We start from the raw sequence: 24,012 nt of genomic DNA, 5'->3' as shown, positions 1-24,012 counted from the left end.
GTTATTCTACCTTCTTTCTTAAACAAGCAATATAGAATCCATCAGAGCCAAAATCCTGCGGAAGAATCTGAACATCAAATCCATTGATCAATGGTTTGATTGCTTCCGGCATTCTTTTCACAAATTCAAGATCTCCTTCAAATTCTTGATGCTCAAGTATAAATTTATTCACGACTTCTTGATTCTCTTCTTTATCAACAGTACAAGTACTGTAGACAAGTATGCCTCCTGCTTTTAGAAGCGGTGCTACCGATTCTAGCAGTGAAAGCTGAATGGACTGAAGCTGAGACAAATCATTCTCTTTTTTAGTATACTTCATATCGGGTTTACGTCTCATTACACCGAGACCAGAACATGGAGCATCAAGCAGAATCCGGTCGACAGACTCTTTTTCAAAATGTTCTCCAGCTTGCCTGCTGTCCATTTTCTTAGCTTCAATATTTTCTAATCCAAGACGCTCCGCATTCTTTACAATCAGCTTAACCTTATGCTCATGAAGATCTAGAGAGATGACTTTCCCACTGTTGCCAAGCTTTTCAGCTATGTGTGACGATTTTCCGCCAGGAGCTGCACAAGCATCGAGGATTACTTCTTCTTCTTTGATATCAAGTGCATGCGCAACAAGCATCGAACTTTCATCCTGGATAGTCAACAATCCATATTTGAAGGCCTTTGAAGATGCGAGGTTCCCCCGCAGACATTTGATTGCTTCTGGTAAGATCGGACTTGGTTCAACTTCAAAGCCTTCGTCCTCAAGCAAGTCAAGGCACTCTTCACGAGTTGTTCTTGTCAAATTGACTCTTGCCGTTTGCAGCGGGGCTGTCAGGTTCACTTCACACATTTCACGTGTCTTTTCAATTCCGAATTGGCTGACCCATCTATTGACGAGCCATAATGGATGGCTTGTCTCAATTGATATTTTCTCTGCAGGGCCTGTTATGCTATCCAAGCTCGGCAGCCCTTTTCTCTGGATGCTGCGAAGAACTCCATTCACAAGGCTCGCTATGCCTTTATGACCGCGGCGCTTAGCGATTTCTACGGCTTCGAATATAGCAGCTCTGTCTGGAATTTTATCTAGGTACACCATCTGATAAACCGTCATGCGAAGCAGATTGATGACCCAGCTTTGCAGCTTCTTATTATCCTCAATAAAAGGTTTGAGGTAAAAATCGAGAGTCATCTTTCGCTGGAGTGTGCCATAGACCAACTCAGTCAGCAGTCCAATATCGATAGGGTTGATTTCATTTTTTTCAATCGCGCTGTTCAGCAGCAAATTGCTGTATGCCTGATTCTTTTCAACTGACTCCAACAATTGGACTGCGGCGTCCCTTACATTTTTCTTTTTACTCATCTTGATCTCCTAACTTACGACCAGGCTCAATGCTCGAACCTGCACCAAGCAAAAACTGCCTTGCATCCATTTTCTTCTTGCCCGCAGGCTGCAGCTCAGTTATTTTTATTCCAGTTTCATTCCCAGCAGCAACAATGAAACCATCCTCTTCAAGTTTAACAATTGTTCCTGGCTCCTGGTTTCCTGAATGGGGTGACTTTTCGGATCCCCAAATTTTCAGTACTGCACCATTCATGGTCGTATAGGCAACTGGCCATGGATTCATGCCGCGGATATGGTTATAAATTTGTTCTCCCGGCTTCGTCCAGTCAATTTTCTCCTGTTCACGTTTAATGTTCCATGCAAATGTTGCCTCTTCATCATTTTGAGGGACAGGTGTAAGCTCACCTTTTAACAGCTTTGGAACAGTTTCTGATAATAAGTCCGCACCTGCAGCACTCATTTTATCATGAAGCGTTCCAACCGTATCTGTATCAGTTACCTGCACCTCAATTTGTGTAAGAATATCACCAGCATCCAGTTTTTCAACCATATACATAATCGAAATACCTGTCTTTTCTTTCCCCTGAATGATTGCGTAATGAATCGGCGCACCGCCGCGAAGCTCGGGGAGCAACGATGCATGGACATTAATACATCCATATTTTGGAGCCTCAAGCAATTGTTTTGGCAAAATCTGCCCAAATGCTGCCGTCACAATTAAATCCGGCTCCAATGCAAGAATTTTATCCAGTTCTTCCTGCTGGCGAATTTTTTCCGGCTGATAAACAGGGATGTCATGCTTCAGTGCCTCTGACTTAACAGGAGGGGGTGTCAGCACTCGTTTCCTGCCAACTGGACGGTCAGGCTGGGTAACTACGGCGAGCACATTATATCCGTCATCAATCAGCCTTCTTAAAACAGGAACAGAAAAATCCGGAGTTCCCATGAAAACTATTTTTGTCATTCCTGGTTCAGCTCCTCTAATTCAGCTTCTTCCAAATACCTAGTTACCTTTGAGGTAAATAACACTCCATGCAAATGGTCGATTTCATGCAGGATTGCCCTGGCCAGAAATTCTTCAGCTTCTATTACAAAGCTTTTGCCTTTACGGTTTTTCGCTTTGACTTTTACATAATTTGGACGTGTGACCTGGCCGTATAAACCAGGAAAGCTTAAACAGCCTTCAGGTCCGGTCTGTTGACCGCTTGTTTCAATGATTTCCGGATTGATCAGTTCAATCGTTCCATGCTCATCTTCAATATCAACAATCGCAATTTGCTTTTTTATATCTATTTGCGGGGCAGCCAGGCCAACCCCATCAAATTCAATCATTGTATCATACATATCATCCAGCAGTTTTGCGAGCTTTTTATCAAAAACTGTAACCATTTCGCATTCCTGCTCCAAAATATCTGCCGGGTAGTTAACTATTTTACGTACTGCCAAAATAAATCCTCCAATAAATCCATTAAATATTTTAATCGTTTGGCTATTAAATTGGCGCTATAAAACAAGGCTGTTGATTTTCGTTCCAGGCGCTTCGCTTTCCGCGGCGCTGGCGCTAAGCCTCCTCGTCGCTTCACTCCAGCGTGGTCTCACCTGACCAGCTGCGCCCGCAGGACATTGAATAGCTTCCTGGAATCTGCCCACGCACGATGGAAATGCGTTAGCATTTTCGGAGGAGTCTACGCGCCCTCCATTACAATCAACAGGTGCTGAGATATACATCTTTTAGATAGCCAATCGTTTAAATCTTAGTTTGTTCAAGAGCCTTTTACCGTAAACTTCATGTTTTTCAGCAAATATATAAAACCTGATTAATCGGGGCATCCTGGTCTTTTACATCAAGATATAAGGGTTGAGATCTACGGAAATTTGCAGTCCTTCTTTCCCCATCTCCTGCTGGTAATGATCAAGTATAGCCTTTAGTGCCTTATTCAGGTCTGGTTCCTTTTTGTATTTTATCAAACATTGATACCGATATCTATCGTTGATACGTGGAATCGGGGATGCGACTGGCCCCAGGACGACCGCTTCCCTCGAAAGCCTGGAAGAAATGAATTTAGCTATCTTTTCAGTGACTGACACTACCTTCATTAACTCCTGGTGGCTGACTGTGACCAGTGAAAGAAAATAAAATGGCGGATAAAGATGGACTTTCCTAACCATCATTTCCTGCTGGTAGAACAGATCATAATCCTGAGTTCCAGCAAGCTCGACACTATAATGCTCCGGTGAATATGTCTGGATGACAACTTCACCGGGAAGCAGATGTCTGCCTGCCCTGCCGCTCACCTGGGTAAGCAGCTGAAATGTTTTTTCTGACGAGCGAAAGTCTGGCAAATGCAGCATTGTATCAGCAGAGAGAACGCCAACAAGTGTAATATTGGGAAAATCAAGCCCTTTTGCGATCATTTGAGTGCCAAGTAAAATGTCCGCCTGCCCTTCCTGAAAAGCAGTCAAAAGCTTCTCATGAGAGCCCTTCCTTCCTGTTGTATCCACATCCATGCGGATGACCCTCGCTTCTGGCAGCAGCTTATTGAGTTCTTCCTCCACCTTTTGCGTTCCAGTGCCAAAATAGCGGATATGCTCACTATTGCATTCAGGGCATATAGTTGGAACCCTGTCTTCATGACCGCAATAGTGGCATTTCATCTGTTCATTATATCGGTGATAGGTCAGGGTGATATCACAATGCGGACAGTTCATCACATATCCGCAATCCCGGCACATGACAAATGATGAGTGGCCACGTTTATTTAAAAACAGGACAGTCTGTTCTTTTTTCTCAATCCGGTCCTTTAATTTTTCAAACAGTTTTACTGAAAACATCGACCGGTTGCCTGTGCGGAGTTCCTCTCTCATGTCGACTATTTCGACAGTCGGAAGAGCCTGGTTGTTCATCCTCTTCGGAAGGGACAGCAATGTGTACCTCCCCTTCTGCGCACGCGCGAATGATTCAAGTGATGGGGTTGCGCTGCCAAGGACCACAGGGCAGTTATACGTTATTGCTCTCTGGATTGCCACATCCCTTGCGTGATAGCGAGGATTTTCTTCCTGTTTATAGCTAGTTTCGTGCTCTTCATCAATGATAATGATTCCTAAGTTTTCAAACGGAGCAAAGATTGCTGACCTTGCTCCTACTACAACCTTTACTTCCTTACGCTGGATTTTCCGCCATTCATCATATTTTTCTCCGGCAGACAGACCGCTGTGCATAACCGCTACATAATCACCGAACCGCTCCTTAAAACGTGTGACCATCTGTGGAGTAAGCGCAATTTCCGGTACAAGAACAATCGCTTCTTTTCCGTTGTTCAAAACCTCTTGAATGGATTGAAGATAAATCTCCGTTTTACCGCTCCCCGTCACACCGTATAAGAGGAATACTTCATGCTGTTCATTTTCGATTGAATCAAGAACAGGACTGATTGCCCTTTCCTGTTCCACAGTAAGCGTCAAAGCTGTTTTCTTAGCAAAATCCCGTTCTGCGTAAGGATCTCTGTAAACCTCTAATTCTTCTGTCTTTAAAATCCCTTTTTTCACGAGCGAATTGATGGATGCTTGTGAGATACCAAGTGTAGTAAGGATTTGTCTTTGTTCAGCCGGTTCAGGATGCTCAAGAAAAAAATCAATGATTGCCTGCTGTCCCGATGCCTGGGCGGGGAGATTGTCCCTGATTTCTGTCAGCTTCTCTGGACCTACAGCCGGCAAGACGTGTTTAAGCAGCTTTTTGCGCACCCTGTCCTTTACTTGATAGATGACTTCAATCCTGCCTTCTGCCGCTTCCTCATGAAGCTGCTGGACAAGCCCCTGTGAAACAGCGTCCTCCCATTTTATTTCACGGCTTTCCATAAAAAGATTCTTAAGCTTTTCGTGGACATTTTCTAAATCAGCAGATTTGGAAAGCACTATTTTTTTCTCATATTTCGCCTTCAGTGCAGCCGGGAGCATTGCCTGATAGGAGGAAATCTTATAGCTTAATGTATGCTCCGTTAACCATTCTCCAAGTTCAAGCAATTCTTCATTTAATACAGGATTCAAATCAAGGGGCTCAACGATTTCACGCAATTTAGAAAAGCTCGATTCATTTTTAAGCTCTGTGACAAAGCCCTGGATTTTCCGTGGGCCAAAAGGGACAATCACCCTTATTCCAGGCTTAATGATATCTTTGAATTTCCCCGGAATTTTATAGTCAAAGGTTTTGTCTGTCTGCTTTGCGGGCACATCGACAATCACACTGGCTATATTCATAGGCGATCATCCTTTGATAACAGTTGAGTAACCTCTAAAAGGAGGTTTCTGGCAACCTCGGTTTTCGCCATTAACGGTAAATTGACATTGCTTCCATCCTTTTTATAGATGGTGACGATATTCGTGTCAGTGCCGAATCCCGCTCCTGCTTTTTTCACATCGTTCGCGACGATTATCTCGGCATTCTTCTTCACCAGCTTGCCTTTTGCATGTTCTTCTACGTTAGTGGTTTCAGCGGCAAATCCAACGATCACTTGCGTAGTCTTCCTTTTGCCCAACTCGAAGAGGATGTCCTTTGTACGTTCAAGCTCAAGGAACTCCTCGCCTTCCTTCTTCTTCATTTTTTCTTCGTATACATATTTAGGACGGTAATCCGCTACCGCAGCAGTTCCAATGATGACATCTGCCTGCTCGAAATGATCCATTGCTGCAAGGTACATTTCCTCAGCACTTTCTACTGAAACAAGCTCTACTCCTTTTGGTGCTTCCAGGTGCACTGGACCGGAAACAAGAATAACCCGCGCCCCCATCTTTTCTGCTTCCGATGCGATCGCATAGCCCATTTTACCGGTTGAATGGTTTGTAAGAAAGCGCACTGGGTCAATTTTCTCCCGGGTAGGACCTGCTGTAATCAGAACCGTCTTGCCCGTAAGCTCCGCGTTTTCCCTATTAAAAAACTTGATAGCAAGATCAACAATCGTTTCAGGTTCCTCAAGCCTCCCCTTGCCTGTATACCCACATGCCAAATATCCTTCAGCAGGTTCGATAAAATCACAGCCAAAGCTTCTTAATGTTTCCATATTTTTTCTCACAGCTGGATGATTGTACATGTGTACGTTCATTGCTGGAGCAATCCAGATCGGAGCTGTAGCAGCCAGCAGAGTAGTCGAAATCATATCATCAGCAATCCCATTTGCAAGCTTTCCAATGATATTGGCTGTTGCGGGTGCCACAATAATCAGGTCTGCCCAGTCTGCCAGGTGGATATGGGCGATTTTTTCTGGATGTTTTTCATCGAATGTATCTGTATATACCTCACTTCTGGACAACGCCTGGAAAGTGAGTGGAGTAACAAATTTGGCGGCTGATTCACTCAGGATGACCTTCACTTCCGCACCGCCCTGGGTCAATTTGCTTGTCAGCGCAGCCCCTTTATATACGGCGATTCCGCCCGTAACACAAAGTAAGATTTTTTTACCGTTCATCATGTCAGAGAACCCCCATTGTACACAAACTTTCATTATGATTGAACTATAACATTTTTTCAGAGATTAAGCATGAAATGCGTATGACAGCTCTTACATATACTCGGTGGAGACTCTTTACCCTTAGATCTCTGTTCACAGTGGCTCCCACTGCCTTCATGAAGACACTTTTTCCAAGAAAGGGGACACCATTTACCTCTTTGAAGTCACTTATACCATGTGCAGTGTAAAACTTGTCAACTTGATTTCAGCTCCGGACACTCGTTTTCTGCGGGGTCTCATCTTGCCCGCTCATCCGGCAGAAGTCGGGCGCCCTCCGCCCAATCAACAGTTGCTAAAAATCAACATGGACCTTTAACACAGACATACCATGAAAACGTTCCTAATATTTACAACAAAAAAATAACAACCCAATAAATAGGTTGTTATCGCGTAATTATTCGTTGATATTTAATTCTTCATGGCTTGCAGCTGTTTTGAAATGAAGCTTTTCAGCGTTGATTTCTTCAAGTGCTTTGCCAACGAATTTATGTGATACATACTTATCGATTTTCGGGTCCATGTGAACCTGCATGCTGCGTGCACGCTTTGCAGCGACTGACACCAAAGAATATTTTGAATCAATTTTTGTCATTAAAGAATCAATAGAAGGAAAAAGCATTTAATCTACCTCCAGCATTTTTTTATAGCGATGTTGAACTCGTTCCCTGCGGCAGTGTTCTGCAACTACGATTGCTTTCACACGCTCAGCAGCACTTTCCACCTGGTCGTTCTCAACAACGTAATCATATAATTCCATCATTTCAATTTCTTCTCTTGCGGCTCTCATTCTGCCTTTAATGATATCCTCCGTCTCGGTTCCCCGCGTAACGATTCGATTTTCAAGCTCTGAAAGGCTAGGCGGCGCAAGGAAAATAAATAAACCTTCCGGAAACTTCCTGCGGACCTGGCTTGCGCCCTGGACTTCAATCTCGAGGAAAACATCCTTCCCAGCATCAAGAGTTTCGCGGACATACTCGACAGGAGTTCCGTAATAATTACCGACAAACTCTGCAAATTCAAGCAGCTGGTCCTGCTTGATCATCTCTTCGAATTCTTCCCTTGATTTGAAGAAATAATCTACTCCATTTCTCTCACCTTCCCGAGGGAGCCTGGTTGTAGCTGAAACGGAGTATTCAAAAGCTGTATCCGGCTGGGAAAACAATTCTTTCCGGACCGTTCCTTTCCCAACTCCTGATGGCCCTGAAAGAACAATCAACAATCCTTTTTCCTGCATTAAAAAGTCCTACCCTTCATCAATAATATCATCCCTGTCATTCAAGCGGTGGGCAACTGTCTCTGGCTGTACCGCAGAGAGAATGACGTGGTCGCTGTCCATTACGATAACAGCCCTGGTCCTTCTTCCATATGTAGCATCTATTAATGACCCTCGGTCACGCGCATCCTGAATGATCCTTTTAATCGGAGCGGATTCTGGACTTACGATTGAAATGATCCTGTTCGCTGAAACAATATTGCCGAAGCCTATATTTATAAGCTTTATTGCCATGATGGTCCCCCAATCATCAGTTATTTATTTTTGCCTTGCAAAGCTTATTCTAAACGCTATTCTATATTCTGCACTTGTTCTTTAACCTTTTCAAGGAGACTTTTCATTTCGACAACTTCTCTGGCAATTCTAGAATCATTGGCTTTGGATCCAATCGTGTTGACCTCGCGATTCATTTCCTGAAGCAGAAAATCAAGTTTTCTGCCAAGAGGTTCATTCGCCTTCATGATTTCTGTAAATTGGTCGACATGGCTTTCAAGCCTCGTGATTTCTTCGCTGATGTCGGCTTTGTCCGCAAAAAAAGCTACTTCAGTGAGAATCCGGTCTTCATCAGCCTGCCCTTCAAGAAAATCAGCCATTTTCTTGCTAAGCCTGTCCCTGTATTGCTCTACGACGTCTGGAGCGAATTGTTTTACCTTGCTGAGATTGCCTTTTAACTGCTGGATGTATTGAGAAACATCTTTCTCTAGTGCCGTCCCTTCCAGAAGGCGCATCTGGACCAGCTGGGTTCCCGCGTCCTGGATTGCAGCCAAGACAAGCTGTTCAAGCTCTTCATTCTCTGTCTCATTTTCTTCAATATGAATGATTTCGTCCCGGTTGACAAGGTCTCGAAGCTCAATTTCACCGTCAATGCGGTAACGGTTTTTAATCTCAGATATATGGTGGACTAATTCGTCCAGGGCTTGCCAGTCAATATGTACACTTCGGCTTACTATGCCTTCACCCTCCAAAGTTACAAATACTTCGACTCTCCCTCTTTTTATGTGTTCGCCAAGTTTTTTCTTTATTTTTTCTTCTGTTTTCAGGAGCTGGCGAGGCATGCGTATATGGAACTCACAAAAACGGTGGTTTACCGTCTTCACCTCAACATTGACGCTGAACCTTTCCGACTCAGCCTTACTCCTTCCAAATCCAGTCATACTGACGACCATTCAAGACACATCCATTCTCAATAAAAAGTCGAGTTGATCCGTGAAGGTATTTTATATTAAGTGATAATTTAATAATAAGGCTCTTTATACAAGGCTGTTGATTTTCGTTCCAGGCGCTTCGCTTTCCGCGGAAGAATTATGAAAACGGCCTGCTGCCGGTTTTCAAATAAAATTCTTCTAGGGGCCGGCGCTGAACCAGCAGGACACTGAATAGCTTCCCCGAATCTGCCCTTGCACGATGAAAATACGTTAGCATCTTCGAAGGATTCTACACGCCTTCCACTACAAACAACATATTAAAAATCAACTTTCAGCTTTAACAGTGCCTAATAAAAAAAGAAAGGCAATAGAGCCTTCTCTATTACCTAACGGATTATATCATATTTCTTTTTGTTTTTCTTGCAAAAAATGTTCCGGCAAGCAAAAATGTAGGAACTGCAGATAATCCAATGATCAACAGCCAGTCAGCAGGCAGGATGGACACAGTATGGAAGATCGGCTGAAGCATTGGAGAGTATATGACCGCAAGAACCATAACAAGTGAAGATATTACTGACCATACGAGATATTTATTGCCGAATGGATTGCGGGCAAATACAGATTTTTCACTTCTGCAATCAAACACATGGATTAGCTGTGCCATCACTAGTGTGGCGAATGCAATTGTCTGGGCATAGGCAAGCTCTTCTGGATTTCTCCCGTAAACAACCATAAACGCGATCAGCGTCACTAAACCGATTAAGAATCCTCTTGAAACCACTTTCCATCCTAACCCCCGGGCAAATACCCCTTCTTTTGGATGGCGGGGCGAGCGCTTCATCACATCTTCTTCGGGCTGGTCCAAACCAAGTGCCATAGCAGGCAGTCCGTCGGTCACGAGATTGACCCAAAGGATTTGAATCGGTACGAGGGGAAGCGGTAACCCCAAAATCATCGCGAATAACATGACCAGAATCTCCCCTACATTTGACGCAAGTAAATACCGGATGAACTTCCTAATATTTTCATAGATGTTCCGGCCTTCTTTGATGGCAGCTTTGATGGTTGCAAAATTATCATCGAGCAGCACCAAGGATGATGCTTCTTTCGCTACATCTGTACCTGTGATCCCCATGGCTACTCCAATATCAGCTGCCTTAATCGCCGGGGCGTCATTGACCCCATCCCCGGTCATTGCCACAATATGTCCTCTATTTTGAAGAGCCTTAACGATTTTCAGCTTATGTTCTGGTGATACTCTTGCAAAAACAGAAACGTCATCTACAACATCTTCAAGCTCGGTAACAGACATCTCCGTCAATGTCTTGCCATCAATGACTTTACTGTCCTTAGTCAGAATTCCAAGCTGCTTTGCGATTGCTTTTGCAGTGATAACATGGTCCCCGGTAATCATAACCGTTTTTATTCCTGCATCACGGCATTCTTTTACCGCCTGTTTAACCTCTGGTCGCGGCGGATCAATCATTCCCTGCAATCCGATGAATGTCAGCCCTTTTTCAGCTTCATTTTCATGAAGGACCACGGTATTTTCAGAAATAGGCTTGAATGCGATCGCAATCGTCCTCAATGCGTTTCCAGCGAGTTCATCAATCGCTGCCTGGACTTTTGACGTCATTTCCTTGGAAAGCAATTGCTGTCTTTGATCCCAAAGAATTGAATCACTCAAACCAATCAACACATCAGGGGCCCCTTTAACGACAGCGAACTTTCTTCCATTTTTATCTTTAACAATCATACTCATCATTTTTCGCTTTGAATCAAATGGGAATTCATTAACAATTTCAAACTGATTCAGCAGGCTTGTTCTACGGTAGCCGGCTTTCATCGCTGCTACCAAAAGTGCACCCTCGGTAGGATCCCCATCAATGGCATATTCATCATCTTTCTCAATGATTTCAGAATGATTGCATATCATGCCAAACGTCAAAAGCTGCTGAAGTGATTTTTCAGACTGAGGATCAATGCTGCTTCCTTTGTGAAAGAATGAGCCTGTTGGTGAATATCCTACACCATCGACAGTCCAGGTTTTACCCCCGCTCCACAAATGTGTTACGGTCATTTTATTTTGAGTCATCGTGCCTGTTTTATCGGAGCATATAACAGAAGCACAGCCAAGCGTTTCAACTGCAGGAAGTTTCCTGACAATGGCATTCTTCCTGATCATCCTCTGGACGCCAAGCGACAATGCAACGGTAACGATTGCCGGCAGTCCTTCTGGTATCGCTGCAACCGCCAAACTGACACCTGCAAGGAACATTGTGTATAAATCATGCCCTTGGAGGACACCGATCCCTACCACTAATAAAGTAAGGAATAAAGCAGCAGTTATCAGTATTTTCCCAAGCTGTTCAAGTCTCCGCTGTAAAGGTGTTTCTTGGATTTCAGCTGTTTGCAGAAGGTCTGCAATTTGGCCCATTGCTGTTTTCATTCCTGTGGCTACAACAACGCCAGTACCGCTTCCCCTTGTAACCATCGTACCCATGAAAGCCATATTTTCCATATCACCCAGACCTGGATTAGGAATTCTTAATGGGCTTGTATTTTTTTGAACAGGGACAGATTCACCAGTCAGCGCTGATTCTTCTATCTCCAGACTCCAGGACTCAATCAACCTGATATCTGCACCAATCCGGTCACCAGAGGTGAATTTCAATATGTCACCTGGGACTGCATCCTTAGATGGGATCTTAACCCATCCGCCATCCCTTAAAGCATGAACTTGCGGCGCAGACAATTCTTTAAGAGCATCTAGTGATTTTTCCGCTTTCCTTTCCTGAAAAAAACCTAAAATGCCATTCACAAGCACAATAGCAATAATCGCGATGGCATCAACCATTTCACCGAGAAGGCCAGAGATCAAGGTGGCCGCTAGCAATACAAGTACCATGAAATCCTTGAACTGACTAAAGAACAATAACAGCGCTGATTGCTTTTCCCCTTCAGCTAATACATTAGACCCATGCTGCTCTCGTCTGCTTTTTACTTCCTTTTCATCCAATCCTTCTGTAAAATCTGTTCTTAAGGCGCTGGCAATTTCGTTTTCATTCATTTCATGGAACTTCATGGGGCCATCACACTTCCTCCTTCAAAAATAGAACCTGTTTGTCCTCATATACAGAAATCATATTCATCCCTGTCCTAAAAAATGCTAATATGGATAAGAAAAGCGGAAACAGAAGTACGTAGTAAAAGGAACGGCGACTAACTACGCCACCGGAGTTTCCAGAAGGCGAAAATAGACAAGCGACTCATGGGCCTTGAGCTAGCCAACTTAAATTCTTTTAATAAGAAACACTCCACCGCCTTGTTAAATGGCGATGGAGCAAGACATAAACAAAAAGGATGTATTGCCAATGTCATTTGATGGATTGTTTACAAGAGCTATAACGAATGAACTTTCCTCCCTTCTAAAAGGAGGGCGTATCAATAAAATCCACCAGCCTTATAAAAATGAGATTATCCTGGCTGTCAGAGCGAACGGAGTGAACCATAAATTGCTGTTGTCCGCGCACCCGAGCTATGCCAGGGTCCAGCTTACAAATGAGCAATATGACAATCCCAATGAACCGCCAATGTTCTGCATGTTATTGCGGAAGCATCTCGAAGGCTCCATTATCGAAGATATTCAGCAATCTGGTCTTGACCGGATGATTATTTTTGAAGTAAAAGGAAGGAATGAACTCGGGGATGTATCTTACAAGCAGCTGATCGTAGAAATCATGGGCCGCCACAGCAATATCATCATTGTTGATAAGAACAGGAATGTCATTCTCGATAGCATCAAACATATTTCCTTTGCGGTAAATACACACCGCGCCATTATGCCTGGTCAGGAATATATCATGCCTCCGCAACAGGACAAGTTAAATCCTTTGGAAGCAAATGGCGATGATATTTTGAGAGCCATCGATTTCAATTCAGGCAATCTCGATAAACAACTTGTTTCAAGCTTTGCTGGAATCTCGCCTATATTAGCTAGGGAGATCGTCTTCAAGACTGGCCTTGCCAACAGATTGACACTTCCAAATACGTTTATCGCTTTTATGAATGATATAAAGAATCATATTTACAAGCCATCTATAACTTACGGAAATACGAAGGAAGCTTTTTACCTCCTTCCCCTCGAACATCTGAAAGGCGAAGTAAAAACTTACGATTCGTTAAGCAGTCTTCTTGACCGCTTTTATTTTGGCAAGGCAGAACGTGACCGGGTAAAACAGCAGGGAAATGATTTGGAACGGTTGATCATTAATGAAAAAGAGAAAAACGAGAAGAAAATCAAAAAGCTTGAGTCTACTTTGGAGGATGCAAAGAAGGCTGAGCAATTTCAGTTATATGGTGAACTGCTGACTGCAAATATTTTCATGGCTCAAAAAGGCATGAAGGAAATTACTGTTGTGAACTATTATGATGAAGACGGAGCATCTATTACTATCCCGCTTGAGCCAAGAAAAACACCTTCTGAAAATGCTCAAAAATATTTTACAAAATATCAAAAAGCCAAGAATTCGGTCAATATCGTGATCGAGCAAATTGAGCTTGCAAAGGCGGAGGCTGCGTATTTCGATGCCCTTCTCCAGCAGGTAGAGGCAGCATCGCCAAAGGATATCGAGGAAATCAGAGAAGAACTTGTTGAAGGCGGATATATTCGGGCACGACAGAAAAAATCAAATAAAAACAAGCAAAATCAAAAGCCTGTACTAGAGAAATATCAATCTTCAGACGGAACAGAAATCATTGTCGGCAAAAATAATAAGCAAAATGATTATTTAACAAATAAGGCAGCAGCAAGAGACGATATTTGGCTCCATACAAAAGATATACCTGGATCGCACGTTGTCATCCGGAGCAAGGAGCCTGCTGAAGAAACCATACTTGAAGCAGCACAGATTGCCGCCTATTTTAGCAAAGCACGTAATTCAAGCTCTGTGCCAGTCGACTTCACTAAGGTCCGCCATGTGAAAAAACCGGCTGGAGCAAAGCCTGGTTTTGTGATATATGACCAGCAGCAGACTGTGTATGTCACACCTGATGAAGATATGATTTTGAAATTAAAACAGTAAGATATGCAAAACCCGCCTTAAATTATGTTCAGGCGGGTTTTGTCATTTAAAGCTTTATTATCGTTTATTCATTGCTCCGCCCCACTCAGCAGGGTTCTTTCTCCACTCTACCAAACTTTCCAAATTTTCTTTAGAGATTAGCCCTTTTTCCTCAGCTAAATTTGAAAGAGTCGTAAAGTCTGTCAGTGAATGGGCTGAAATTCCGGCTGACTGCAATTGCTGCTTACCTTTTTCAAGCTCATATGTAAAGATCGATACTACTCCGAGCACTTCACAACCTGCTTCACGTAACGCATCGACAGCTTCGATCACGCTGCCTCCCGTTGAAATCAGGTCTTCCACTACCACAACCTTCTGACCTGCAGTAACCCTGCCTTCTATCTGGTTGCCCTTACCGTGCTCTTTCGCTTTAGAACGGACATAGCTCATTGGAAGGTCCATAAGTTCACTGACCCATGCTGCATGAGGAATTCCCGCTGTTGCTGTTCCTGCGATGACTTCTGCATCTTGAAAATGCTCTACTATCAGGTTTTTCAATCCATCAGCAACTTTCCTGCGAACTTCCGGGTATGATAGGGTCAGGCGGTTATCGCAATAGATTGGGGACTTTAAGCCAGACGACCATGTGAATGGAGCTTCAGGCTGTAAGCTAACGGCTTCAATTTCAAGCAAAGCTCCTGCTATCTCTTTTTTCATTTATAAACACCCTTCCATTCATTTTTGATAGTCAAATAGCTTTCTAGAGGATTGACAGATCTTGTAATTGGCCTGCCGACAACAATTGCCGATATACCCTGTTCTCGGGCAAACTTCGGCGTTGCGACTCTCTTTTGGTCTTGGAGCTCACTGCTATCAGGGCGGATTCCGGGTGTCACTGTCAAAAATTGTGACCCTAACCGGCTTTGGATCAATTGCGCCTCATGTGGAGAACAAACTACTCCATCAAGTCCAGAACTTTGAGCAAGGCTGGCATAGTTCATTACTGAATCTATCAGGGACACTCCAATCAGCTGTTCTTGGCTTACTTGAGCATCTGATGTACTAGTGAGTTGGGTGACAGCAATACAATACGGCCGCTTTCTGCCTGCTGCAGTCCCTGCATCCAGTCCTTCCACAGCGGCAGCCATCATGGCTGAGCCGCCTGCCGCATGAACGTTGACCAAATCGCAGTCAAGCCTTGCTAAAACCTTCATCGCACTTTTGACAGTATTAGGAATGTCGTGAAGTTTCAAGTCCAGAAATATCTTGTGATTCAGCATTTTCAACTCTTCGATGATCGCTGGGCCTTCTGAGTAGAACAATTCCATTCCGACCTTCACAAAAAGCTGCTCTTGTTCAAATGGCTGAAGGAACTCCAGTACCTTAGCTTTATTCGGGAAATCAAGGGCGATAATAAGTGAGTCTCTCATTCTTCTTCCAGCTCCTCCCTGTCAATTCTGAAATATGGTCAACCCCAAGCTTTGTAAGTATTTCTGGTAATTCATCAATAATTTTCGGACAAATAAATGGATCAACAAAATTTTGCGTTCCAATTGCTGCAGCACTTGCCCCGGCCAGGAAAAATTCGACTACATCCTCTGCAGACTGAATTCCTCCCATTCCGATAATTGGAATTGATACCTGCTGGCTTACCTCATAAATCATCCTGATCGCCACTGGTTTAACGGCAGGACCTGATAACCCTCCGGTCTTATTAGCAAGAATTGGCTGACCTGTCATTAAATCAATTCTCATACCAAGCAATGTGTTGATCATGGTAAGTCCGTCAGCACCCCCATCCTCCACTGCCCTGGCTATTTTCACTATGTCGGTAACATTAGGCGACAGCTTCACATACACAGGGACATCTGAAACACTCTTTACCTTTTTTGTGAGTGCCTTGGCCATATTGGGATCAGTCCCAAACGCAATTCCGCCAGTTTTAACATTCGGGCAGGAAATATTTAATTCCAGAGCTTTTACATTTGGCGCTTTTGACAATTTTTCAGCTACAGCTATATAATCATCCTCTGTGGAACCTGCTATGTTCGCAATGATCGGGACTTCAAACTTCTCTAGCCAAGGCAATTCTTCGTCGAATACTTTATCTAATCCTGGGTTCTGCAGGCCGATTGCATTTAGCATTCCGCCAGACGTCTCTGCTACCCTGGGAGTAGGATTGCCAAACCGAGGCTCGGGAGTCGTTGCTTTCACCATGATTGCCCCAAGCTTGCTTAGGCCGTATAACTGGCTGAATTCTTTCCCAAAACCAAAGCAGCCTGATGCAGGCATGATTGGATTTTTTATATTCAAGCCAGGCAATTGAATGGCTAATGGATTCATATGACAACCTCCCCTGCCGCGAATACCGGACCATCGCTGCATACTTTTTTATATGAGAAGCCGTTTGGATCTTCTTTCGTATGGCAAACACATGCGAAGCATGCCCCGATACCGCAGCCCATCCGTTCTTCTAGAGAAAGATAGATTTCAGGAGCATATTGTCCCGACTCTATTGCCCTCAGCATTGGAGTCGGGCCGCAGGCAAACACGATGTCTGCATGGATTTCTGAAAGAATATCGGTTACATAACCCTGCCTTCCATATGATCCATCTACTGTCGCAACATAAACTTCCCCGTATTTTGCTAACTCTTTTTCATAAAAAACCGCACTAGCAGACTGGAATCCTATGATACTGATAACTGATACTCCATTTTGTGCAAGTTGTTTCGCAAGTTCGAACATCGGAGGGACTCCTACTCCTCCACCAACAAGGACTGCTGTGCCTCCCGTCCTCGCTTCATTTACAGGGAATCCATTTCCTAGAGGTCCAAGTACATCTACTCTTTCCCCAGCTCTTTTTTCAGCAAGCAGGGATGTGCCTTTTCCCTGCTTACGGTATATGATTGTGAATGTTCCGTTATCCTTATCGATTGCGGCAATGCTGATTGGCCTGCGAAGGAGCGGATCAAAACTATCCGCCACCTTTACATGGACAAATTTCCCTGGGTCAGACATCTCCGAAGTAATGGCACCTTTTAAAATTAATTCATAGATGCTTTCAGCAATTTGCCTGTTACTTATAACCATGCACTTTTCTTGCGTGATCATGAAAGGACACCCACTTTACCCGCTTTCATTGGCGCTAGTGCCTCCGCTGAAAATGTCATTGATTCAATGACTTTGAGGATTGCTGCCGCTGTGTCGAGTGAGGTTAAGCATGGCACACCATTTTCTACCGACTCACGACGGATTCGGAAGCCATCCCTCTGAGGCTGTTTTCCTTTAGTCAGTGTATTGATGACAAACTGCGCTTCACCGCTGCGGATAACATCCAATAGGCTATGGCCTTCTGAACCAATTTTGCCTACCGTTTTAACCCGGACTCCTGCATTTTCCAGATAGTTTGCCGTTCCCTCTGTCGCCATCAATTGGTAGCCTATATTCGTGAACCTTTTGGCAAGTGACAATGCTTCTTCCTTATCCTTATCAGCAACCGTCAACAAGACTGTACCGAATTCCTGGATTTTCATTCCGGCAGCAATCATCCCTTTATAGAGAGCTTTTTCAAGTGTGCTGTCCTTGCCCATCACTTCGCCAGTCGATTTCATTTCAGGCCCAAGCGTAATGTCAACGCGGCGCAATTTTTCAAAAGAGAACACCGGTACCTTAACAAACACTCCGTCTTGTTCCGGTACAATGCCTGAATCATAGCCCTGCTCTTTCAGGTTTTGGCCAAGTATCACTTTTGTTGCGATTCTTGCCATTGGTACATTCGTGATTTTGCTTAGGAAAGGAACGGTGCGGCTTGAACGCGGGTTGACCTCAAGCACATAGACTTCCTCATTGGTAATGACATACTGAATATTCAGCAGTCCGACGATGTTCAAGCCTCTTGCAAGATCCATTGTGTAGGAAACAAGCTTTTGTTTCACATTATCGCTTAGACTTTGAGGAGGATATACACCGATTGAATCGCCCGAGTGTACTCCCGCTCTCTCGATATGCTCCATGATTCCCGGAATCAGTACTGTTTCACCATCTGATATCGCATCGACTTCTACTTCTTTGCCTGTTAGATAGCGGTCAATCAATACAGGGTGTTCAGGATTGATTTTTACTGCGTTCTTCATGTAATGCATGAGCTCGGATTCCTTATAGACAATTTCCATTGCCCTGCCGCCAAGCACATAAGAAGGACGGACAAGAACCGGATAACCGATTTCAGAAGCTATTTCTGCTGCCTCTTCTACAGACATCGCCGTTTTCCCCTTTGGCAGAGGGATGTTAAGGTCTGAAAGTGCGTGTTCAAACTTATCCCTGTCTTCTGCACGATCTAGATCCTCCAGGCTCGTTCCCAGAATCTTAACGCCTCGTTCCACAAGCTTTGAAGCTAGATTTATAGCCGTTTGCCCGCCAAACTGGACAACCGCCCCGATTGGATTTTCCAGATTGACGATATTCATGACATCTTCGATTGTCAGTGGTTCGAAATACAACTTATCAGATATGCTGAAATCTGTTGATACTGTTTCAGGGTTGTTATTTACAATGATAGCCTCGTAGCCCGCTTCCTTGATGGCTTTTACGGAATGGACCGTTGCATAGTCGAACTCGATACCCTGCCCAATGCGGATCGGGCCAGATCCTAGAACGATCACGCTCGGCTTGTCTGTCACTACAGACTCATTTTCTTCTTCATAGGTGCTATAAAAATACGATGTTTCGGACTCAAATTCTGCCGCACACGTATCTACCATTTTAAAGACCGGAATCAGTCCATTCTTTAATCGCCATTGATATACATCTTTTTCTTCTACTTCCCAAAGCTGGGAGATGACTTTATCTGAAAAGCCTTTCTGTTTTGCTGTTCTCGCTGTCTCAAGATCGAACGGGTTTTGAGTGATTACCTGCTCAAAAGCTATTAATCTTGCTAATTTATGAAGGAAGAAGAGATCAATTTTGCTCCAGCTGTGCAGCGTATCAATCGATACTCCTCTTCTGATTGCCTCTGCAAGGTAAAATAATCTTTCGTCCCCAGCTTTGCGAATTCTTTTTCCAGCAGTTCATCATGAATGTCACTGCTATTATTCAAAGAAAGATGTGTGACGTCCGCTTCGAGGGAACGAATTGCCTTTAAAAGTGATTCTTCGAAATTCCGGCCAATCGCCATTACTTCCCCAGTTGCTTTCATCTGAGTGCCAAGTGTACGGTTGGCAGATTCGAATTTATCAAATGGCCAACGCGGGATTTTTGTAACCACATAGTCAAGTGCAGGCTCAAAGCAAGCGTATGTTTTACCGGTAACTGGGTTCAGCATTTCATCAAGAGTCAACCCTACCGCAATCTTAGCTGCAAGCTTTGCGATTGGATATCCAGTTGCTTTTGATGCAAGGGCTGATGAACGACTGACACGTGGATTGACTTCGATAACATAATAATTGAAGCTGTCTGGATCTAGTGCCAGCTGTACGTTACAGCCACCTTCAATCTTTAATGCTCTGATAATTTTCAAACTCGCGTTACGAAGCAGCTGGTATTCACGGTCACTTAATGTCTGGCTCGGCGCGACGACAATGGAGTCTCCTGTATGGACTCCGACAGGGTCGAAGTTCTCCATATTGCAGACAACAATGGCATTGTCATTACTGTCCCGCATCACTTCATACTCAATTTCCTTGAATCCGGCAATGCTTTTTTCAAGCAGGCATTGACCTACTGGGCTGTTCTTTATACCGCTAGTGACAATTTCAATCAGTTCCTTTTCGTTGCTGCAGATTCCTCCGCCAGTTCCTCCCATAGTGAACGCAGGGCGGACTATGACCGGATATCCGATTTTTTCTACAAAAGCATATGCTTCTTCAAGGTTGTGGATGATGTCACTGTCCGGAACAGGCTGGCCTAACTCATTCATCAGGTTTCTGAATAGCTCCCTGTCCTCGGCCTGGTTGATCGCGTCAAGTTTTGTGCCAAGGATTTCAACACCGCATTCTTCTAGCACTCCTGACTTTGCCAGTTCCACCGCCAGATTCAGTCCAGTCTGCCCTCCTAATGTAGGCAGGATGGCATCAGGACGTTCCTTCCGGATGATCCTCGACACAAACTCGAGAGTAAGCGGCTCGATGTACACAGCATCGGCGATTTCAGTATCAGTCATGATTGTCGCTGGATTGGAATTGACGAGGATGACCTTGTAGCCTTCTTCCCTTAAAGCGATGCAAGCCTGTGTTCCGGCATAATCAAATTCTGCAGCCTGACCGATGATGATTGGGCCTGACCCGATTACTAAAATACTGTTTACATCTTTACGCTTTGGCATTTGCAACAGCCTCCCTTTTCTCTGCTTCTACGATGTCTAAAAATTGATTGAATAATCCGTTGGCGTCTTCTGGGCCAGGGGACGCTTCCGGGTGGTATTGGACTGTAAATGCAAATGCCGCAGCATTTTTATGCGAAAGTCCTTCTATTGTTCCATCATTCAAGGCAATATGAGTGACTTCCAGCTCTGTCCCAAAGATTGAATCTTCTTTTACGGTATAGCCATGGTTTTGCGAAGTAAGAGCAACTTTTCCGGTACTTAAATCCTTGACTGGATGGTTAGAGCCGCGGTGACCAAATTTCATTTTCTCCGTGTCAGCTCCGCATGCTAATGCGAATAGTTGATGTCCCAGACAAATTCCGAACATCGGTATCCTGCCAATCAAGCCCTTGATCATTTCGATTGCTTCAGGAACATCCTTTGGATCCCCAGGGCCGTTAGAAAGCATAATGCCATCTGGGCTTAAACTAAGGATTTCCTGGGAAGTTGTGTTGTAAGGTACAACAATCACATCACAATTCCGATCATTCAATTCTCTTAAAATGCCGTGTTTCAGGCCAAAGTCAACCAGTACGATACGGTGCCCCCGGCCAGGACTTGGGTACGGAGTTTTCGTTGATACCTGCCTTACCTGATCGTTTGGCAATGTTTTGCCTCTTAGTGAAGCAATAATATCTTCAGGATTTTCTTCTATTCCGCAAATTGTACCCTTTAATGTACCGTGCTGACGGATGATTTTCGTCAGTTTCCGAGTATCAATACCTGCGATTGCAGGGATATTCTTCATTTTCAAGTAGGTGTCGAGCGGTAATTCAGATCGCCAGTTTGAAGGGAATTCAGCATTTTCTTTTACTACAAGTCCTTGGACAGCCGGATTGATCGACTCAAAGTCGTCACGATTTATTCCGTAATTTCCAATCAACGGGTACGTGAGGGTAACAATCTGTCCGCAGTAAGATGGATCTGACAGGATTTCCTGATAGCCAGTCATGCCAGTGTTAAAAACAACCTCGCCAGCAGTCGATGCTTCACTTCCGAATCCTTCTCCAATAAATATCGTTCCATCCTCTAAGATCAGCTGTTTCTTCATGCTGTTACACATCCTTTATCCCAGACTATTTTTCCTTCGGCAATCGTTAATGTTGGCCATCCTTTACAGCTCCAGCCAGCAAATGGTGTGTTTTTTCCTTTTGATAAAAATTCATCTGGATTGATTTCTCTTTTCTCATCCAGGTCGATCAATACTAAGTCCGCAGCAGCCCCGACCTTTATTTCACCGAACGGGAGCCCGAAAGCAGCTGCAGGTTTTACTGTCAAAAAGTCGATTAGCTGGTTCAGTGTAATAATGTTTGTTTCCACTAAATGTGTATACAAGAGCGGGAATGCTGTTTCGAGTCCCACGATACCGAACGGTGCAAGTTCTATGCCCTCTGCTTTTTCCTCGCTCGTATGTGGTGCATGATCAGTGGCGATAAAATCAATCGTGCCATCGAGCAAACCCTCGATTAACGCTTCTTGATCTGCTTTCCCTCTCAATGGAGGATTCATTTTATAATTACCATCGTTACCTGGTATGTCTTCTTCATTTAAAAGCAAATGATGCGGTGTTACCTCAGCAGTGACTTTAATGCCATATCTCTTAGCATCCCTTACAGCTCTGACCGATTCTTTTGTACTGATATGGCATACGTGATAATGGCAGCCCGCCTTTTCAGCGAGAAGGATATCCCTTGCAATATGTACGGACTCACAAACAGAAGGAATTCCGTTAAATCCAAGCTCTGCAGATTTCTTCCCTTCGTGCAGGGAGCCTTTATTTATTAATGTATTGTCTTCACAGTGAGCGACGACGGCCATGTCAAGCTTCGCTGCCCTTTTCATTGCCTCAAGCATCATTCCAGCTGACTGTACTCCTACACCATCGTCGGTTAATGCGAATGCTCCAGCGTCTTTTAATTCTGTAAAGTCTGTAAGTTCCTGGCCAAGCTCTCTTACCGTAATCGAGGCATACGGCAGGACTCTGACTGAAGCCGTGTCCTTGATTCTTTCCTGCAGCCACTCCATCTGAGCTTTTGAATCAGGAACTGGCCTTGTGTTTGGCATAGCAGCCACGGTAGTGAAGCCGCCTTTTGCCGCGGCAAGTGTACCTGTAGCGATTGTTTCTTTTTTCTCACCGCCTGGTTCTCGTAAATGGACATGGAGATCAACAAATCCCGGAGCAATTAGTTTTCCACCTGCATCGATGATTTGACTGGCATTGGTTGTCAGGTTAACGCCTATATGTGCTATTTTCCCATCTTTTATTAAGATATCTATTGCTTCAAATCCGGTTTCAGTAAGCAATTTGCCATTTTTGATTAACATCGACATGTACGTTTCCCCCATTCGTATTTTCAAGTGCTCTTTTCAAGACGGCCATTCTTACATGAACTCCATTTTCCATTTGCTTGAAGATCCTTGATCTTGGGCTTTCAACCAATTCATCAGCGATTTCTACCCCGCGATTGACTGGCGCTGGATGAAGGATGATACTTCCAGGCTTCATCTTCTTTTCTCTTTCAATCGTTAAACCGAATCTTTTATGATAATCTTTTTTTCAAAAAGCGCAGTGCCATCATGTCTTTCATGCTGGACGCGAAGCAGCATTACTGCGTCTGCTTTCTGGATTGCCTCATCAGTTTCCATATAACTACAGCCAGCAGGAAGCTCATTTTTCCCTATCCATTCCTCCGGTCCTGAAAAAATCACCTTGGCTCCCAATCTTATAAGGGCATCAGCATTTGACCTTGCGACACGGCTGTGAAGGATATCGCCGATAATCGCCACTTTAAGGCCCGTGAACTTTCCAAACTCCTGCTGGATTGTCATTAAATCAAGCAATGATTGGGTTGGGTGATGCCCTCGCCCATCCCCGGCATTTATGATCGGGATTGAGATACCTTTTTCGAGTTCATTGAAGTAATTGTCTGCGCTATGCCTGATGACCAGGGCGTCCAGGCCGATTGCTTCGAGCGTCCTTACCGTGTCATATAATGTTTCACCTTTTAGGACACTTGAGGTTTGAACCTCGAATGGTATTACTTCGAGACCAAGCTTTCTTTCTGCCATCTCGAAGCTGGATTTTGTCCTCGTGCTTGGCTCGAAAAACAAATTGCTAATAAATGTTTTTTTGCTGGGCTGCCATGATTGCCCTTTTGAATATTCACTCGCTGACATTAAGATGTCCTCGATTTCTTTTATACTCAACTGTGAGGTCGTAAGAAGGTCCTTTTTCATTTTTATATCCTCCCGTTCAGCATTAATCCCGATAAAAAAGCACCCTGTCATTTTAACAGGGTGCTTTGCCATGAACTTGCCGGCATAAAACCATTTGATA

17 protein-coding genes and 2 pseudogenes are annotated in these 24,012 nt (G+C 44.1%); 1 reads left to right on the top strand and 18 read right to left on the bottom strand.

Features of this window, described 5'->3' with window-relative positions; translation table 11 throughout:
• Position 1: 1 nt before the first annotated feature.
• The 10 genes from rsmB to AABM38_RS08465 all read right to left on the bottom strand — a co-directional run bounded on the left by rsmB (position 2) and on the right by AABM38_RS08465 (position 12,337).
• A complete protein-coding gene (rsmB, locus tag AABM38_RS08510) occupies positions 2-1,351 on the bottom strand; it encodes a 16S rRNA (cytosine(967)-C(5))-methyltransferase RsmB (protein ID WP_423409992.1) in 1,350 nt (449 codons plus the stop codon).
• Positions 1,344-2,297: a methionyl-tRNA formyltransferase gene (gene fmt, locus AABM38_RS08505; protein WP_423409991.1), complete on the bottom strand. Its 954-nt coding sequence runs from the start codon at positions 2,295-2,297 to the stop codon at positions 1,344-1,346. Before fmt ends, rsmB begins: the two co-directional genes overlap by 8 nt.
• Entirely contained in the window at positions 2,294-2,779 is a 486-nt protein-coding gene (gene def / locus AABM38_RS08500) for a peptide deformylase (protein ID WP_423409990.1), read from the bottom strand. Before def ends, fmt begins: the two co-directional genes overlap by 4 nt.
• A gap of 393 nt (positions 2,780-3,172) precedes the next feature.
• Positions 3,173-5,587 carry a primosomal protein N' gene (priA, locus tag AABM38_RS08495; RefSeq protein WP_423409989.1) on the bottom strand — a complete coding sequence of 805 codons (2,415 nt, stop codon included), beginning with the start codon at positions 5,585-5,587 and terminating at the stop codon, positions 3,173-3,175.
• Positions 5,584-6,795, bottom strand: coding sequence for a bifunctional phosphopantothenoylcysteine decarboxylase/phosphopantothenate--cysteine ligase CoaBC (gene coaBC, locus AABM38_RS08490; RefSeq protein ID WP_423409988.1), 1,212 nt, complete (start codon positions 6,793-6,795; stop codon positions 5,584-5,586). Before coaBC ends, priA begins: the two co-directional genes overlap by 4 nt.
• 433 nt (positions 6,796-7,228) lie before the next feature.
• Positions 7,229-7,453 carry a DNA-directed RNA polymerase subunit omega gene (rpoZ, locus tag AABM38_RS08485; RefSeq protein ID WP_335427717.1) on the bottom strand — a complete coding sequence of 75 codons (225 nt, stop codon included), beginning with the start codon at positions 7,451-7,453 and terminating at the stop codon, positions 7,229-7,231.
• The gene (gmk, locus tag AABM38_RS08480; protein ID WP_423409987.1) at positions 7,454-8,068 is read right to left on the bottom strand and encodes a guanylate kinase; all 615 of its coding nucleotides are present in this window, start codon (positions 8,066-8,068) and stop codon (positions 7,454-7,456) included.
• Positions 8,069-8,077: 9 nt separating this feature from the next.
• Entirely contained in the window at positions 8,078-8,341 is a 264-nt protein-coding gene (gene remA / locus AABM38_RS08475) for an extracellular matrix/biofilm regulator RemA (protein WP_023614949.1), read from the bottom strand.
• 56 nt (positions 8,342-8,397) lie between these two features.
• Positions 8,398-9,273: a YicC/YloC family endoribonuclease gene (locus AABM38_RS08470; RefSeq protein WP_423409986.1), complete on the bottom strand. Its 876-nt coding sequence runs from the start codon at positions 9,271-9,273 to the stop codon at positions 8,398-8,400.
• Positions 9,274-9,646: 373 nt separating this feature from the next.
• Positions 9,647-12,337, bottom strand: coding sequence for a cation-translocating P-type ATPase (locus tag AABM38_RS08465; RefSeq protein WP_423409985.1), 2,691 nt, complete (start codon positions 12,335-12,337; stop codon positions 9,647-9,649).
• A gap of 289 nt (positions 12,338-12,626) precedes the next feature.
• Between AABM38_RS08465 and AABM38_RS08460 the strand changes: the two genes are divergently transcribed.
• Positions 12,627-14,336, top strand: coding sequence for an Rqc2 family fibronectin-binding protein (locus AABM38_RS08460; protein ID WP_423409984.1), 1,710 nt, complete (start codon positions 12,627-12,629; stop codon positions 14,334-14,336).
• Positions 14,337-14,393: 57 nt separating this feature from the next.
• On the opposite strand, the gene pyrE is transcribed toward AABM38_RS08460, so the two are convergent.
• From pyrE to AABM38_RS08420, 8 genes and pseudogenes are all read right to left on the bottom strand, one after another.
• Entirely contained in the window at positions 14,394-15,032 is a 639-nt protein-coding gene (gene pyrE / locus AABM38_RS08455) for an orotate phosphoribosyltransferase (RefSeq protein WP_423409983.1), read from the bottom strand.
• Complete coding sequence (gene pyrF, locus AABM38_RS08450; RefSeq protein WP_423409982.1) at positions 15,029-15,745, bottom strand: orotidine-5'-phosphate decarboxylase; 717 nt, start codon at positions 15,743-15,745, stop codon at positions 15,029-15,031. Before pyrF ends, pyrE begins: the two co-directional genes overlap by 4 nt.
• On the bottom strand, positions 15,717-16,658 hold the full coding sequence (locus AABM38_RS08445) for a dihydroorotate dehydrogenase (protein WP_423409981.1): 942 nt from the start codon (positions 16,656-16,658) through the stop codon (positions 15,717-15,719). Before AABM38_RS08445 ends, pyrF begins: the two co-directional genes overlap by 29 nt.
• Entirely contained in the window at positions 16,655-17,428 is a 774-nt protein-coding gene (locus AABM38_RS08440; protein WP_423409980.1) for a dihydroorotate dehydrogenase electron transfer subunit, read from the bottom strand. Before AABM38_RS08440 ends, AABM38_RS08445 begins: the two co-directional genes overlap by 4 nt.
• Positions 17,425-20,636 (bottom strand): annotated as a pseudogene (gene carB, locus AABM38_RS08435) (carbamoyl-phosphate synthase large subunit). The gene AABM38_RS08440 and the pseudogene carB overlap by 4 nt, the downstream one beginning before the upstream one ends.
• The gene (locus AABM38_RS08430) at positions 20,623-21,726 is read right to left on the bottom strand and encodes a carbamoyl phosphate synthase small subunit (protein ID WP_423409979.1); all 1,104 of its coding nucleotides are present in this window, start codon (positions 21,724-21,726) and stop codon (positions 20,623-20,625) included. Before AABM38_RS08430 ends, carB begins: the two are co-directional and overlap by 14 nt.
• The gene (locus AABM38_RS08425; protein ID WP_423409978.1) at positions 21,723-23,006 is read right to left on the bottom strand and encodes a dihydroorotase; all 1,284 of its coding nucleotides are present in this window, start codon (positions 23,004-23,006) and stop codon (positions 21,723-21,725) included. The genes AABM38_RS08430 and AABM38_RS08425 overlap by 4 nt, the downstream gene beginning before the upstream one ends.
• Positions 22,969-23,912, bottom strand: a pseudogene (locus AABM38_RS08420) (aspartate carbamoyltransferase catalytic subunit). Before AABM38_RS08420 ends, AABM38_RS08425 begins: the two are co-directional and overlap by 38 nt.
• Between the last annotated feature and the right edge of the window lie 100 nt (positions 23,913-24,012).

It is taken from the genome of Heyndrickxia sp. MSNUG (assembly GCF_049532715.1).
GTDB lineage: Bacteria > Bacillota > Bacilli > Bacillales > Cytobacillaceae > Mesobacillus.
Note: the sequence above shows the minus strand (reverse complement) of the source record. Positions and strands in the feature narration are given on the sequence as shown.